The 13,619-nt window shown below is 57.1% G+C and carries 14 protein-coding genes; 12 read left to right on the forward strand and 2 right to left on the reverse strand.

What is annotated here, in order from left to right:
• Nucleotides 1-101: 101 nt before the first annotated feature.
• The gene (locus B4U49_RS03660; protein WP_078083220.1) at nt 102-1,559 is read right to left on the reverse strand and encodes an NAD-dependent succinate-semialdehyde dehydrogenase; all 1,458 of its coding nucleotides are present in this window, start codon (nt 1,557-1,559) and stop codon (nt 102-104) included.
• 150 nt (nt 1,560-1,709) lie between these two features.
• Between B4U49_RS03660 and B4U49_RS03665 the strand changes: the two genes are divergently transcribed.
• The 11 genes from B4U49_RS03665 (at nt 1,710) to gloA2 (ending at nt 9,976) form a co-directional block, all read left to right on the forward strand.
• On the forward strand, nt 1,710-2,657 hold the full coding sequence (locus tag B4U49_RS03665) for a LysR family transcriptional regulator (RefSeq protein WP_078083221.1): 948 nt from the start codon (nt 1,710-1,712) through the stop codon (nt 2,655-2,657).
• Between the two features lie 85 nt (nt 2,658-2,742).
• The gene (locus B4U49_RS03670; RefSeq protein WP_078083222.1) at nt 2,743-3,042 is read left to right on the forward strand and encodes a hypothetical protein; all 300 of its coding nucleotides are present in this window, start codon (nt 2,743-2,745) and stop codon (nt 3,040-3,042) included.
• A 98-nt stretch (nt 3,043-3,140) separates the two neighbouring features.
• Entirely contained in the window at nt 3,141-4,463 is a 1,323-nt protein-coding gene (locus B4U49_RS03675; protein ID WP_078083223.1) for a tetratricopeptide repeat protein, read from the forward strand.
• 321 nt (nt 4,464-4,784) lie between these two features.
• Nucleotides 4,785-5,372: an FMN-binding negative transcriptional regulator gene (locus B4U49_RS03680; protein WP_078083224.1), complete on the forward strand. Its 588-nt coding sequence runs from the start codon at nt 4,785-4,787 to the stop codon at nt 5,370-5,372.
• Nucleotides 5,369-5,860: a GNAT family N-acetyltransferase gene (locus tag B4U49_RS03685; protein WP_239692464.1), complete on the forward strand. Its 492-nt coding sequence runs from the start codon at nt 5,369-5,371 to the stop codon at nt 5,858-5,860. The genes B4U49_RS03680 and B4U49_RS03685 overlap by 4 nt, the downstream gene beginning before the upstream one ends.
• A 32-nt stretch (nt 5,861-5,892) precedes the next feature.
• Nucleotides 5,893-6,138: a DUF1294 domain-containing protein gene (locus tag B4U49_RS19550; RefSeq protein ID WP_158078545.1), complete on the forward strand. Its 246-nt coding sequence runs from the start codon at nt 5,893-5,895 to the stop codon at nt 6,136-6,138.
• A gap of 189 nt (nt 6,139-6,327) precedes the next feature.
• The gene (locus tag B4U49_RS03695) at nt 6,328-6,771 is read left to right on the forward strand and encodes a cupin domain-containing protein (RefSeq protein ID WP_078083226.1); all 444 of its coding nucleotides are present in this window, start codon (nt 6,328-6,330) and stop codon (nt 6,769-6,771) included.
• A gap of 85 nt (nt 6,772-6,856) precedes the next feature.
• Nucleotides 6,857-7,432, forward strand: a complete 576-nt coding sequence (locus B4U49_RS03700; RefSeq protein WP_078083227.1) for a DJ-1/PfpI family protein — start codon at nt 6,857-6,859, stop codon at nt 7,430-7,432.
• Complete coding sequence (locus B4U49_RS03705; RefSeq protein ID WP_193432806.1) at nt 7,429-7,989, forward strand: sugar O-acetyltransferase; 561 nt, start codon at nt 7,429-7,431, stop codon at nt 7,987-7,989. The genes B4U49_RS03700 and B4U49_RS03705 overlap by 4 nt, the downstream gene beginning before the upstream one ends.
• Before the next feature lie 284 nt (nt 7,990-8,273).
• Nucleotides 8,274-9,452, forward strand: a complete 1,179-nt coding sequence (locus tag B4U49_RS03710) for a pectate lyase (RefSeq protein WP_078083228.1) — start codon at nt 8,274-8,276, stop codon at nt 9,450-9,452.
• 140 nt (nt 9,453-9,592) lie between these two features.
• Nucleotides 9,593-9,976 (forward strand): SMU1112c/YaeR family gloxylase I-like metalloprotein, encoded by a 384-nt coding sequence (gene gloA2 / locus B4U49_RS03715; protein ID WP_078083229.1) that lies wholly within the window; start codon nt 9,593-9,595, stop codon nt 9,974-9,976.
• Between the two features lie 73 nt (nt 9,977-10,049).
• Here the strand turns inward: gloA2 and B4U49_RS03720 are convergent, their stop codons facing one another.
• On the reverse strand, nt 10,050-11,630 hold the full coding sequence (locus B4U49_RS03720) for a hypothetical protein (protein ID WP_078083230.1): 1,581 nt from the start codon (nt 11,628-11,630) through the stop codon (nt 10,050-10,052).
• 366 nt (nt 11,631-11,996) lie between these two features.
• Between B4U49_RS03720 and B4U49_RS03725 the strand changes: the two genes are divergently transcribed.
• On the forward strand, nt 11,997-13,556 hold the full coding sequence (locus tag B4U49_RS03725) for an alpha/beta fold hydrolase (RefSeq protein WP_078083231.1): 1,560 nt from the start codon (nt 11,997-11,999) through the stop codon (nt 13,554-13,556).
• Nucleotides 13,557-13,619: the final 63 nt, after the last annotated feature.

Genomic DNA, 13,619 nt, shown 5'->3' on the forward strand with positions numbered 1-13,619 from the left:
CTGAAAACAGAACCCCGGTACTTTGCCGCCACAGAACTGGATTTACGGCGGGCCACGGAGGTTCGCCTGCAGGCAAGCTCCTAGATCCTAGCTCCTACAGGTTACGCGCCGTAGCAGCAGTACTTGGTTTCGTAAAACTCGGCCATTCCCTCGACACCACCTTCGCGGCCAATACCGGACTCCTTGCAACCGCCGAACGGCGCGACAGTGGTAGAGAAGACGCCCGCATTACAGGCCACCATCCCGTACTCCAGTGCCTCCACAACGCGATTGGCACGACGAATGTTTTCACTCATCACATACGCCGCCAACCCAAACGGCGTATTATTGGCGCGCTGAATCACGTCATCTTCATCGCGGAACTTCTGCACCACCGCCAGCGGCCCGAAAATTTCCTCCTGCGCGATGCGCATATCATCGTGCACATCCACCAGCAACGTCGGCGCATAATAGTTCTCGCCATTGGGCAGGAAATCACCACCCAGCAAAAGGCGCGCCCCGTTGGCCACCGCCTCTTCAACCAGACCGTGTACCCGATCCACCGCACGGCGGAAAATCAGCGGACCAAAGGTAGTCCCCTCATCCAGACCGTGCCCCGGCTGCAGCTTTTCCATCTGCACCCGCAACTTATCCACAAACGCATCGTGCACAGACTCGTGCACATAAATCCGGTTGGTCGATACACAAGTTTGACCCGCATTGCGCATCTTGGTCGCCATACAGGCGGTCACCGCCACATCGATATCCGCATCGTCGAACACGATAAACGGCGCATTGCCGCCGAGCTCCATGGACATCTTCTTGATCGTGCTCGCGCACTGGGCCATCAACAGCTTGCCCACCGGGGTAGAGCCGGTGAAAGTAAACTTCGCCACTCGCGGGTCCTGGGTCAGCACCTTGCCGATGGCTGCGGAATCCGTACCCACCACCACATTCAGGGTACCCGCCGGCAACCCGGCCTCCTCTGCCAACGCACACAGTGCCAGTGCCGACAGCGGCGTTTCTGACGCCGGCTTGATCACGACTGGACAACCCGCCGCCAGCGCCGGCGCCGCCTTGCGGGTAATCATTGCATTGGGGAAATTCCACGGCGTAATGCAGGTCACCACACCCACCGGCTGGCGGATGGTGTGCAGGCGCATCGCCGGATTGTGGGTTGGGATCGTCTGGCCGTAGGCGCGGCGACACTCCTCCGCGTACCACTCGATGTAGGAAGCGCCGTAATCGATCTCGCCCAGCGCCTCCGCCAGCGGCTTGCCCTGCTCCAGAGTCAGGATCCGCGCCAGATCTTCACGGTTTTCCACAATCAGCTGGTACCAGCGCTTCAGCACCGCGGCACGCTCGCCGGCGGTCTTGCGGCTCCATTCGGGAAAAGCTCCATGGGCCGCCGCGACTGCCTGCTCCGCATCGGCGGCACTGCCATCGGCGATTTCCGCCAGCACAGAGCCATTTGCGGGGTCAGTAACCGCCAACTTGCTCTCGCCATCTCGCCACTCACCGGCGACAAAGTTTTGGGTTTTCAACAAGGCCGGGTTTTGTACAGAAGCGTTCAGTTCCATCGAATATTCCTACAGATCAAGCAAAATCAGTCAACAGCTCGATTCTGGACCCGTAGTCGGGTTAAGAATAGTAGATTTTCTGAAACTAAAATTTACGTTTTTCAAACTTTCATTTAACCTGCACGCAGACCTCCGCAACCGGTGACCAGCATGGCCCCTGCAAATAAGCCCGGCCCCAGACAGACCGCCAAACATGCCTTCTCCGGCCGCTTCAGCGATATGGACCTGCGCTTGCTGCGTGTCTTCCGCGAAGTAGTGCGCGCGGGTGGGCTGGCCGCAGCGGAAGTGGCACTCAACATCAGCCGCTCAACCATCAGCGTGCACCTCTCGGACCTGGAAACGCGACTCGGTATGCAGCTGTGTATCCGCTCCCGGGGCCGTGCCGATTTCAAGCTGACCCCCGAGGGCGAAGCGCTCTACCAGGCCATCGAAGAGCTGGATGGGCATCTGGCCAGCTTCAGAAGCCAGGTCAACGCCATCCAGTCACAGCTCACCGGACAATTGCGAATCGTCCTACCCGACGACATGCTCGCCATGCCCCAGCTGGACATGCCCGCCACCATCGCCCATTTGCGAGACCACGCACCCCAGCTGCAACTGGAAATCAAACTAGCCGCGCCCCAGGAGCTGGAACTGGAAATCCTCGGCGGCCGCGCGGATGTCGGCATCAACCCCCTGCACTCCCGTCGCCCCGGCCTCAGCTATCACCCTCTCTTCAGCCACCAGTCTCTACTCTACGCCTCCGCCAGCCATCCGTGCGCAAGCCTGCCTGAAACCGATGAAGAGATGATCACCCAGCAGGAACTTGCCGCTCCCGACCACGCTGTCCTGTCAGGGGCTGCACACCTGTACAGGCTGTTCCCACACAAGAGCATTGCCAACCATATGGCCGCACGGCTGGCGATGATCTTATCCGGCAAATTCATCGGTTTTTTACCGGCATACCTGGCAGAGGAATATGTTGAACGAGGGCAACTGGTTACACTTAACCCCGACAGGTTCCGCTATCAGATACAGAATGCCCTGACGTTCAAGAGCAGCGCAGCGGAACAACCCGCAGTGCAACTATTCCTGGAGCTTCTGGTGGTAAAGGGGTAACCACAGGACACGACAGAGCGGAGCGGAGACCTGGCATGCTGAAATTTGAGGGAATACCTACGACCGCGAAACGGGAACCGGAAAAATGAACAGGGAAAATTTTCTAAACGAAGTCGAGCGCCGCTTTACGTTTGCATTCAAGGCGTCCAAAAGTGGCCACCCCATACCGGACATAGAACGCCACCGCCTTCAGGGTTTTTTGCAAGCCGGGGTGTTTTTGGGACTCTGTAATCGCAGCGAACTCAATACGATTATGGAAAATACGTATATACGTATATTTAACAAGTCCATTGAGGAGCGAAAGCTAAGCGCGCCGGTTTCCTGGATTTACGAGGAAACCGACTACAGCATTTACGATACGCCGGCGTTTACACGAAGAAGTTAACGGAGAAGGGGCAGAGAACCCTTGTAGCGCCATGAACAATCGGCGCCGCCGTAGATGGACTAACCTTTCCGGCAAGCTCCGCCCCGAAAGGTCAACCCATGTTGAAAGATGCGCAAGGTAATCCGCTAACTGGCACCACGGCAGATACCGCTGACCTCTATGAAAAAGGGATGCGGGCATTCAACCTGTATAGTGAAGACCCGTTTCCGTATCTGGAGCAAGCCATCGCGCAAGCACCAGAATTCGTTATGGCTCACCTGCTGCAAGCCTATATGTACGCCACGGCCACTGAGCCGGAAGCAACACAGGCCGCGCGCGCGGTACTGGACACTGCCCGCAAACTCCCTATGAGTGACCGGGAAGCTTCACATGTTGTTGTACTGCAGCAGTTAATCGCCGGCAATTGGCACGCTGCTGCAGAACAACTCGATTTTCACAATGCACGCTACCCGCACGACCTGGTCGGTATCCAGTGCGGTCACCTGATGGATTTTTACCGCACCAACAGCCGCAATCTACGGGATCGAATCGCGCGGGTGTTACCGCACTGTTCCGCCGAGATTCCCGGTTATTCCCTGCTCCTGGGCATGTATGCGTTCGGACTCGAGGAGTGCGCAGAATATTCCCGCGCGGAAGAATACGGCCGCCGCGCTATAGATCTGGAGCCCTTCGATTGTTGGGCCCACCACGCAGTGACGCATGTGCTGGAAATGCAGGGACGCGCCAGGGAAGGTATCACGTGGATGGAATCCCGGGAGCCCTTCTGGGCTGGCAGGGAAAATTTCTTCAAGGTACACAACTGGTGGCACCGGGCACTGTTTCACCTGGATCTTGAAGAGATTGACCATGCGACCGCGCTCTACGATAAAAAGATACGCGCCGATTCCAGCTCCATGGCACTGGATCTGGTGGATGCTTCAGCACTGCTATGGCGCCTGTGGATGCTGGAGGTGGACGTAACCTCGCGATGCAAAGAGGTTGCCGATTGCTGGCTACCCCTAGCCGATGGACATACCTACCCGTTCAATGACTGGCATGCGGTGATGGCGTACCTGGGCGCCGGACAATCCGAGCAAGTGGATGCGGTCATCAATAAGCTGCACGAACAAACAGATTCACGGAACGATGTGGAACGCTGGACCCACCAGACCGGCCTGCCACTGATAGAAGGGTTTACTGCCTTCGCGCGCGGTCGCTATGCTGAGGCCGTGCAACACCTGCACGGCGCTCGCTATATATTCCAGCAGTTTGGTGGTAGCCATGCGCAGCGCGACATCATCGACTGGACGCTCGCAGAAGCCGCCATTCGCAGCGGTGAACGGGCCCTCGCGGAAGCATTCGCCAACGAACGGCTGGCACAAAAACCGGAAAGCCCGATGCAGCTGGCAACACTATTGCGCGCCACACATCTGCCCAGATAGTGTATCGCCGCGGTACTGCCAGCAAGTACCGCACCGGGCAGACTCCCTCGCTCCCCCCTGCGCCCGCTTTATCCTCGCAAACTCACCTTGCCGGGTTTTACCCCGTCCGGCGCACCCTCTAAAATACCGGACCTCGCCTTTATCCTGGTGGGACAGGAGCGCAGCCTTGCGCCTTTCCATCTGTTAACTCGAGCTGCCAAAACCCGGTCAGGTAAAAGGTAAATCCCGCCCGGACAAGCTGAAAGAGAGCGAAGCGCAGTGGTAGGCTTATGCCGAAGTAACGGTCCTACACGAACGTTGAGACATAGGAAGTTCACAACAATGTACATCCCCAAACACTTTGCCATCTCAGACCGGCAGGAGCTCTTGCGGTTTATGAAACGCAACGCCTTCGGCCAGTTGATTTCCAGTCACAACGATCGCCCCGAGGCCACCCATTTACCACTCTTGCTGTCGCAGGATGGGGAACGCCTGTTATGCCATCTGGCCCGCCAGAATCCGCAGCTGGACACCATCGATGAGCAACAGGTGCTGATCATCTTCAATGGTCCCCATGCGTATATCTCACCACGCTGGTATGAGTCCCCGGGTGTTCCAACATGGAACTATCAGTCCGTTCATGTCTACGGAACTGCACGCACATTCAGCGATGAAGATCGATTGATGTCGGTGGTCAACCAGCTTACCGAAAAATATGAGGCCGGCGCCGAGAATCCCTGGCGGCCTGAGTACTCCCCTAAAATGCTGCGTGCAATTGTCGGCGTGGAAATTGAAATCAAGGAGATTCAGGGGAAATACAAATTAAGCCAGAACCGGCCAACTGAAGATCAACAGAGTGCGGTGGAAGCACTGCAGGCAGCAGGGGAAATCGCCATGGCCGAGGCTATGGAACAATGGAGTCAACTTTGAGCATCACCACTTACTATCTGGAAATGAGCAACCCAACCCAACTGAATGCCAAGCCCTGCCCTGCGGGACTGTCGGTAGTGGAAGCGGAAGAAAAGGAGTTCCGATTCAATCGCTACCTGTACCAGCTGGTGGGTGAGCCCTGGCAGTGGAATGACAAGCTGAAGGAATCCGACAAGACCTGGCAGGACTATGCAGAACGCGATGCCCTGCGCACCTGGGTGGCCTACTACCGCGGCGCAATCGCCGGTTATTTTGAGCTGGAGAAACAGGCCAATGGCGACGTACAGATCGCCTACTTTGGGCTAGCGCCGCGCTTTATCGGCCGCGGATTTGGCGGACATCTGCTCAGCCGGGCACTGCGGGAAGCATGGGACTGGGCGCCGTGTAAACGCGTATGGGTGCACACCTGCACCCTCGACCACGAAGGGGCACTCGCCAATTATCAAGCGCGCGGCATGACCATCTTTCGCACCGAGGTGGATACCTGAGCACAGGCGAAATTTTGCCCGGCAGAAATATTATGTATGTTTTCAATACGCTCGCCGAGAAACCCGCATTACTTGTGGCGGCAATCTATGTAGCACTCAGTCTCAGTACTTTCACGCTGTATTACTTTGACAAGTCTGCAGCTCGTTCTGGTCGCAGTCGCATCCGAGAGCGCACACTACATATTTTTTCTGTCCTGGGCGGCTGGCCCGGTGCACTGGCGGGCCAGCAGCTTTTCCGGCACAAGACCCGTAAACAGCCATTCCGCTTTCTTTTCTAGTGCAGTGTATGTGCGAATCTCGTGATAGTTAGCTGGTTTTATATTGGCGATATTTCAACTCTGGCCAGCTGGATCAATGAAACCCTGTGACTTGACTGGCTCACTTCCGCTTAACAACCGATAGTTCATCAAAAACGTACACTGAATAAATCTGCACTCGCTTGACGACCCGTTACGAAGGAACGCATCATGAAAATCAGGACTCTATCCGCACTTGTCCTCGCACTTACCTGCAGCGCCAGCTGTTTTGGCAATCAACTGCTGCAAACTTCCACCACCTGGGCCGGCGAGCAGTTGGCATACCCCGACGGACAGGCACAGATCACCTCCGAAAAACTGCGCATTCCCGCCGGCAAGACTTCGCCGTTCCACTGCCACCCGGTGCCCACCATGGGGTATATCCTCAAGGGCGATGTGCAGGTGGAGACCAAAGACGGCAATAAAACGCTGCTAAAACAAGGCGAGTCCGCCGTCGAGGTACTGAAAACTCTGCACCGGGGTACCGCGGTAAATGGCGATGTGGAAATCATCGTCTTCTATGCCGGCGCCGAGGGTATTCCCACAACCGTATTGGCAGGCAGCGATTCGAGTCACACTCTGTGCACGCCCTCGGCAGTGGCAGCACCATCATGAAGACCCGTTGGGTCCAGGCCCTGCACGACCAGATAGGCCGCGCCGATGCCAACCTGAAACTTGCCTGACAGAAACAAGGTTGCGTATGAATATCGGAATATTCATTTACCCGGATGCCGAGGTCCTCGACTTCTCCGGGCCGTTCGAGGTGTTTTCTACCGCGAATCGCTTGTCGAGCATCGGGGAACCATTTGTACCGCTGCTGATCGCGGAAACTCTGGATCCTGTTGCTGCACGCGGCGGATACAGCGTAAACCCGCGCTGCACGATGCACGACCACCCGCCATTGGACGTTCTTATCGTTGCCGGTGGTGTGCATACGGAAGTCATGAAAAACACCGCCATTACCAGCTGGGTTGCACACATCGCCCGGAGCGCCCAGCTGGTGGCGTCGGTATGCACCGGAGCATTCGTTCTGGCCGAGGCCGGGCTGTTGCGAGGTCTTTCTGCGACCACACACTGGGAAGATATCGCAGAACTCAAATCCGGCTACCCGGATGTGACGGTGATCGAACAGCAGCGCTGGGTAGACCAGGGACAGGTCGTTACCTCCGGCGGTATTTCCGCGGGCATCGATATGAGCCTGCATCTTGTTGCACGGCTCGCTTCCGTTGCGCTGGCGGAGCGCACCGCGCGGCAAATGGAATTCGACTGGCGATGAACAAATTGTCTGAAAAACAAAAGATGCTCGCTGGAGAAATGTACAGTCCGGCGGACCCGGAACTGGTGGAACGTCGCTTGCGCGCGCGACAACTGAGTGAGGAACTCAACGGCACCAGCCAGCAACAGCCCGAGCGCCGCGCTGCACTGCTGCGAAGCCTGCTCGGCTCAGCCGGTGAGAACCCGCATATCGAATCGCCATTCCACTGCGACTACGGTGAAAACATCCATGTCGGCGAAAACTTCTTTGCCAATTTCGGCTGTGTGATTCTGGATGTGGCTGAAGTGCGCTTTGGCAACAATTGCATGCTCGCTCCACAGGTGGGTATTTATACCGCCACTCATCCGCTCGACCCGGTGGAAAGGCGCAGCGGATTGGAATATGCCAAACCGATCACCATCGGCGACGATTGCTGGATCGGCGGCATGGCCGTGATCAATCCCGGAGTGACCCTGGGCAACAATGTCGTGGTCGCCTCTGGCGCCGTTGTCACCAAAAATTTCGGCGATAACGTGGTGCTTGCAGGTAATCCAGCAAGAGCAATCCGTACCATTTAAGCCAATTACTGCAAACAACTTCCCACAACCCCCGCACCGCGCTGAATAACACGCCACTTTCTACCGGTCGATTTGTCGTACAAAAATACAATATTAGATAGAATCCTCCGTCCGCGAATTGCCTCCGCGGAACATAGCTGCCTGTAACGCGCTGTAGCCTCCCATCACATCTGTATTCCGATGTCAGGTTGTCGTTTGAAGTCTCGCGGCTTCACAACGGTGAAGGCACATCGTTCCCGATGCGCTCCGACCCAGAATAATTAAATACAACAAGGAATTAGATGATGAGAAAAATTCTATTCTCAATAGCATTAGTGCTTTTATGTGCCAATGCGTCGGCACTGGACAATGGCAGGTATGTCATCGTCTCCAAAATCAACGGCAACGCCCTGGACGTCGACAGTTTCGACACCGCAGACGGCGCCAACGTGATGACCTGGTTCACCCTGGGTTACAACAACCAACAGTTCGATATCACCCAGCTGAGCGACGGCAGTTACTCCATCCGCCCGGTGCACAGCAACAAGTCCCTCGACGTGTGGGGATGGAATCCGGACGACGGTGCGGAACTACGCCAGTGGAGCTACACCGGCGCAGACAACCAGCGCTGGTGGGTGGATTATCAGGGTGATGGCTACTACTCCATCATCTCCAAGTTCAGTGGCAAGGCCATTGATGTGTGGGGCGTAAGCATGTACGCCGGCGCCGACGCCCGCCTGTACAATTACTGGGGAGGCCCGGGTCAGTTGTGGACGCTGCAGAGAGTCGGCAGCTCCAGCGAGTGTTATGCCGGTGCAACGCTCACTCATCGCTTTGTGGACTGCGGCGGCAAGACCATTGGCCTCAGCTGCTCCGGCGATAGCGAGAGCCAACCGCCAGTGCTTACCCTGCACAACTCTTCCATCCGCAACGTAAAACTCGCGGCCAGCGGCGGTTCCGACGGCATCCACTGCACTGCCGGCAACTGCACCCTGGCGGATGTCCAATGGCACGATATCTGTGAAGATGCAGCCACCAACAAATCCGAGGGCGGCACCATGACCATCGTCGGAGGTCACGCTTACAACTCCGCAAGCGGCGGTTACGGCGGCAAGCCAGACAAAATTTTCCAACACAACTCCAAAAACAGCACCACCATTGTCGGCGGCGGCTTTACCGCGTTTGGTGAAAACGGCAAGCTGTGGCGTTCCTGCGGTAACTGCACCAATAACGGCGGGCCGCGCAACCTGCTGGTTTACGATGTAAATATCGATGGTGACATCGGCTCCATTGCAGGCGTAAACCGCAACTACGGCGACGTGGCCACCATCAGGAATCTGCGTATCAAGGATTACAGTTCCGGCAGCCCCAAAGTCTGTGAGGAATACCAGGGTGTGCAGAAGGGCAGCTCCTCAACAAAATACGGTGAGTACTGGAATACCGCCAACTGTGACGTTTCCACCTCCGATGTAAGCGGACTCTGATATCTGCCCAGCGATATACGTCCGAGACCGGGCATCCCGCCCGGTCTTTCCCAACCTCCGTTGCTAACGGCCCCATTTCCCCGCTACAGTGCGACCAATTTACTGCTGCCGAATCTTCTAATTCTCTAGTTACGTGATCCATGCTGAAATCCATTCATCACGCCGCCATTATTTGTTCCGATTACCAGCGCTCAAAGTTTTTCTACACCGACATTCTGGGACTGGAAGTACTCGCGGAAAATTACCGCGCAGCGCGCGATTCCTGGAAGCTGGACCTGCGGCTGCCACACGGTGGCCAGGTGGAGCTGTTTTCCTTCCCCGATGCACCGGCACGGCCGAGCTACCCGGAGGCCCGGGGCTTGCGGCACCTGGCGTTTGTGGTGGATTCAGTGGACGATGTGAAAGCGCAGCTGGAAGCGCGCGGGGTAGCGGTGGAACCGGTGCGCGTGGACGAATACACCGGCAAGCGTTTCACTTTCTTCAGCGACCCGGACGGATTGCCGCTAGAGCTTTACGAGCAGTAAAACTGCAATAAAAAAGGGGAGCCAGGCTCCCCTCAAAATACCCACCGCAGTCGGCGGGTGAAATCGCTTGCTATCAGGGTGTTGCCTTGGCGGCAGTCCCCGAAGACGCATGCGTCTTATTTTTCACCATCGCATTGCCCTGGATCTTCGCGTTGTCGGCCTTGGACGGCTTCAATTCCGCGAGCATATTTTTCATCTGGTTGTACTCGGCCTCACTGGTCAGTTCCAGCATCAGCGGCTGAGCCACCTGCGCGAAATATTCCGCGTCTTTCTGGTTGTACAGCTCCTGGGCCATCCACTGGGCGATGTGCAGTTCGCGGGGGGCGCGCAGGTAGGCCTGCTCCAGCATTTCCACATACTGCTTTTTCGGGTATCCCAGCATTTCCATGGCGATAGCCAGGCCATACCAGTTCATCGCCTGTTCCGCGTGATTGTTCACCAGGCTCACAAACTGGTCGCGTGCCTTTTTCAGCATTTCCTTGCTGCGGTCACCACCGAAGGAACTGATTTCCCGGTTCAGCCACAACCACGCCTGGGCTTTCTGATACCAGAAGTTGTTGCGATCAGACGGCGGCACACGCGCAAGCAAATGGACAGCGCTGTCAAAATCACCCACACGAGTAGCCGCATCGGCGCGAACTGCAGTGAGTTCGGGTGTGTACATGTCGTTGCGCTCGGCGTATTTCACCATCGGTTCCAGGCTGGCGAGGTTGTAACCGGACTTCACCAGGAAGCGCGCGAGTTCAACCACGGTCTGCTGGCCGCTCATTGCCTTCACCTTGGGGCGCACAGACTTGAAGCTTGCCGGCACCTCGCCGCGGGCCATATCAAAGCGCCCGTTCTGGAACTGGGCGTTATACACCTTCTCGATCTCACCGATCGACATGCCCAGGTTCTTGCTCAGCGCCGCCACCGGATCGGCACCGTTGTTGTAATCCTTGACGAACTGTTTGAACTCCTCGGTCTTGCCACTCTTCATGACAATCCAGTGGGCCAGCATCCAGCCACTGGCGTAAACACGGCCTTTCTCTTCGTCCGGGGTGTTGTGCACCGTGGCGCGCAGCAGCTCCTGCAGGGGCACCGGCGAGGTGTACAGCAGGGTCATGGCGCGCTCGCCCGGGATGGCACCGATCTGGTAGGCGCGGCCGGGACCGAAAGTCATGGTGGACATGAACTCGGCAAACCCTTCACTGTACCAGTAGGGATAGTGGGTGGTGGTGCCGTTGTAGCTCAGGAAGTGGGTGTATTCGTGAAACAGAAATTCCCGCGCTTCCAGCTGACGCTCGCCAGTACGGCCGTCCAGGTTCACCAGGGCATAACTTCCCTCGGCGGTGGTATCGAACAGACCGTTGGTCAGCTCGGACAGATCGTCGCCCACCAGTCCCGCGTAGCTTTCGCGGTCGGCAGCAGCGTAGATGGTCAGCTTGGCGCCGTCATCATTCGCGCCCAGCAGGTCGAGAGCGACCGCACGGTAGCGCTCCAGATCTTCCGCCAGAGAGCGCACGGCTCCCGGGTCACCATTAGTGACGATGCGAAAGTTAGCGCTGTCAATTTCGTACCAGGTGTCTGCCGCCAGGTTGTCTGCCAGCGATTTACCCGCAAACAGCAACGCGCTGGAAAATATGACTATGGAAGCAACGAATCGTGAAAACATATTCTGGCCACCTGTGGTTTCGCTAAATGTGCAATTGGCTGTTTTTTAAACAACCTTGCGCGAGAAGTCACAATACCGGTTTTCACTGTTTAAAAAAAGAACAATCTTAAACGAGAACCTGTAATTCACCCTGAGCATAAGCCGGTCACGCTTTTTCCGAACCATTCAGCCACATGCAGTCACCAAAATGACCAGAAAGTTCTGTGTTTACCAGTACGCCACTGACTGAGAACTTATTCACAGTCACGCAATTTCGGGGATTCTCTCGCCTCGCCAGCGCCCTAGACTCGGAAATCCGGCCAGCCCCATGGCTTCGGCCGGAGCGATGACGCTGTAAATAAAGAAAATAAATACAGAGAGAAAACCATGAAGACATTCGCCCTGCCGGCGCTGCTGGCCGGCGCCCTGTGCGCCGCATTCACTCCAGGTAGTCAGGCCGATCCCACCTTTATCGCCGACCTGGACATCACCAGCTTCGACGGCACAGAGATAGACGCCAACCTGTTTATTCCGGAAACGCCCGCGCCTGCCGGCGGCTACCCCACGGTGCTGTTTACCAACAGCTGGGTACTCGACAAGCACCAGTACCTGCTGCAGGCCGCAGAGCTTGCCGACAACGGCTACCTGGTGATGAGCTACTCCACCCGCGGCTTTGGAACATCTGGAGGGCTGGTGGATGTAGCCGGTGATAACTCCATCACCGACGCCAGTGTGCTGATCGACTGGCTGGAAGCCAACTACCCGGTAGGCAAGCTGGGGATGGCCGGTATCTCCTACGGCGCCGGTATCTCGCTGATCACCGCGGCACAGGATCCGCGCGTCGACGCCGTCGCCGCGCTTTCCGGTTGGTCCGACGTCATTGAAGGGCTCTACCCGGGCAACACCGTCAACCTGGTGTGGGGCACCATTCTTACCACCACCGCATTCAACCTCGATCCGGAAGTGGACACCATCTGGGCCAACCTGCGCGCCACCGAGAACATCGAGGACGTACAGGCATTCGCTGCGCCCCGTTCCGCACTCTCCTACGCGCCCGACCTGAACAGCAACGGCACCGCCGTGCTCATGTCCAACAACTTCGCCGACTACCTGTTCAAGCCCAACAGCATGACCCAGCTCTACAGCCTGCTGGAAGGCCCCAAAAAACTGCTCCTCAACCCCGGCACCCACGCGGTCACCGAAACCCTCGGCGGCAACAACGGCCACATCTGGGCCACCACCTTCCGCTGGTTCGACCACTACCTGAAGGGCGACGCCAACGGTATCGACAGCGAACCCAAGGTCGACATGACCGTGCGCATCAGCAACGAAATCGAGCAGTTCGCCGACTTCCCGGTAACCGACAAACAAACCCGCTACCACCTGCACCCCAGGTTCAGCTACTTCAACAACGCCAGCATGAAAACCAGCCCCTACAGCGGCTGGAACTGGAGCAACGACTTCCACGGCGGCGCCGACACCAAAGCCGGCACCGGTATTCCCGTCATCTCCGACGCACTCGAGGGCTTCGGTATCCCCGTGTACACCAACATGACCGGCATCAACGGCTACTACGCCATCGAATACAACTCGCCGGTACACTGGAGCACCTTCAAAATCCGCGGCACCCCGAAACTGGAGATGTGGATAAAACCCAGCAAGCCCGAAGTACAACTCCAGGTACACCTCTACGACACCGGCCCCCTAGGCCTCGGGCGCCTCATCACCCACGCCCCGCTCACACTCCACACTGCACAGGTGGGCCAGGCACAGAAAATTTCCATGGAGCTCTTCACCACGTCTTACGACGTACCACCGGGGCATGTAGTGACGCTCGCGATTGATACCGAAGGAGCGATTTACCAGAAGCCGCAAGACACAAATTATGAAATCGAGGTGCCTTACCGCAGCAGCAGGCAGTCGGTGCTAACGATTCCGCATTTGTAACCGCTACGAAGCCCAATACCTGAAGCGAAGGCAAAGGGCTGGGGGCGAGTTTTCAGGAGCGTC

Source organism: Microbulbifer mangrovi, from assembly GCF_002009015.1.
GTDB classification, from domain to species: domain Bacteria; phylum Pseudomonadota; class Gammaproteobacteria; order Pseudomonadales; family Cellvibrionaceae; genus Microbulbifer; species Microbulbifer mangrovi.

Excerpts from the sequence above, each read along its gene's own strand:
- B4U49_RS03660 (WP_078083220.1), bottom strand. The coding sequence starts at position 1,559 with ATGGAACTGAACGCTTCTGTACAAAACCCGGCCTTGTTGAAAACCCAA.
- B4U49_RS03665 (WP_078083221.1), top strand. The coding sequence starts at position 1,710 with ATGGCCCCTGCAAATAAGCCCGGCCCCAGACAGACCGCCAAACATGCC.
- B4U49_RS03670 (WP_078083222.1), top strand. The coding sequence starts at position 2,743 with ATGAACAGGGAAAATTTTCTAAACGAAGTCGAGCGCCGCTTTACGTTT.
- B4U49_RS03675 (WP_078083223.1), top strand. The coding sequence starts at position 3,141 with ATGTTGAAAGATGCGCAAGGTAATCCGCTAACTGGCACCACGGCAGAT.
- B4U49_RS03680 (WP_078083224.1), top strand. The coding sequence starts at position 4,785 with ATGTACATCCCCAAACACTTTGCCATCTCAGACCGGCAGGAGCTCTTG.
- B4U49_RS19550 (WP_158078545.1), top strand. The coding sequence starts at position 5,893 with ATGTATGTTTTCAATACGCTCGCCGAGAAACCCGCATTACTTGTGGCG.
- B4U49_RS03695 (WP_078083226.1), top strand. The coding sequence starts at position 6,328 with ATGAAAATCAGGACTCTATCCGCACTTGTCCTCGCACTTACCTGCAGC.
- B4U49_RS03700 (WP_078083227.1), top strand. The coding sequence starts at position 6,857 with ATGAATATCGGAATATTCATTTACCCGGATGCCGAGGTCCTCGACTTC.
- B4U49_RS03705 (WP_193432806.1), top strand. The coding sequence starts at position 7,429 with ATGAACAAATTGTCTGAAAAACAAAAGATGCTCGCTGGAGAAATGTAC.
- B4U49_RS03710 (WP_078083228.1), top strand. The coding sequence starts at position 8,274 with ATGAGAAAAATTCTATTCTCAATAGCATTAGTGCTTTTATGTGCCAAT.
- gloA2 (WP_078083229.1), top strand. The coding sequence starts at position 9,593 with ATGCTGAAATCCATTCATCACGCCGCCATTATTTGTTCCGATTACCAG.
- B4U49_RS03720 (WP_078083230.1), bottom strand. The coding sequence starts at position 11,630 with ATGTTTTCACGATTCGTTGCTTCCATAGTCATATTTTCCAGCGCGTTG.
- B4U49_RS03725 (WP_078083231.1), top strand. The coding sequence starts at position 11,997 with ATGAAGACATTCGCCCTGCCGGCGCTGCTGGCCGGCGCCCTGTGCGCC.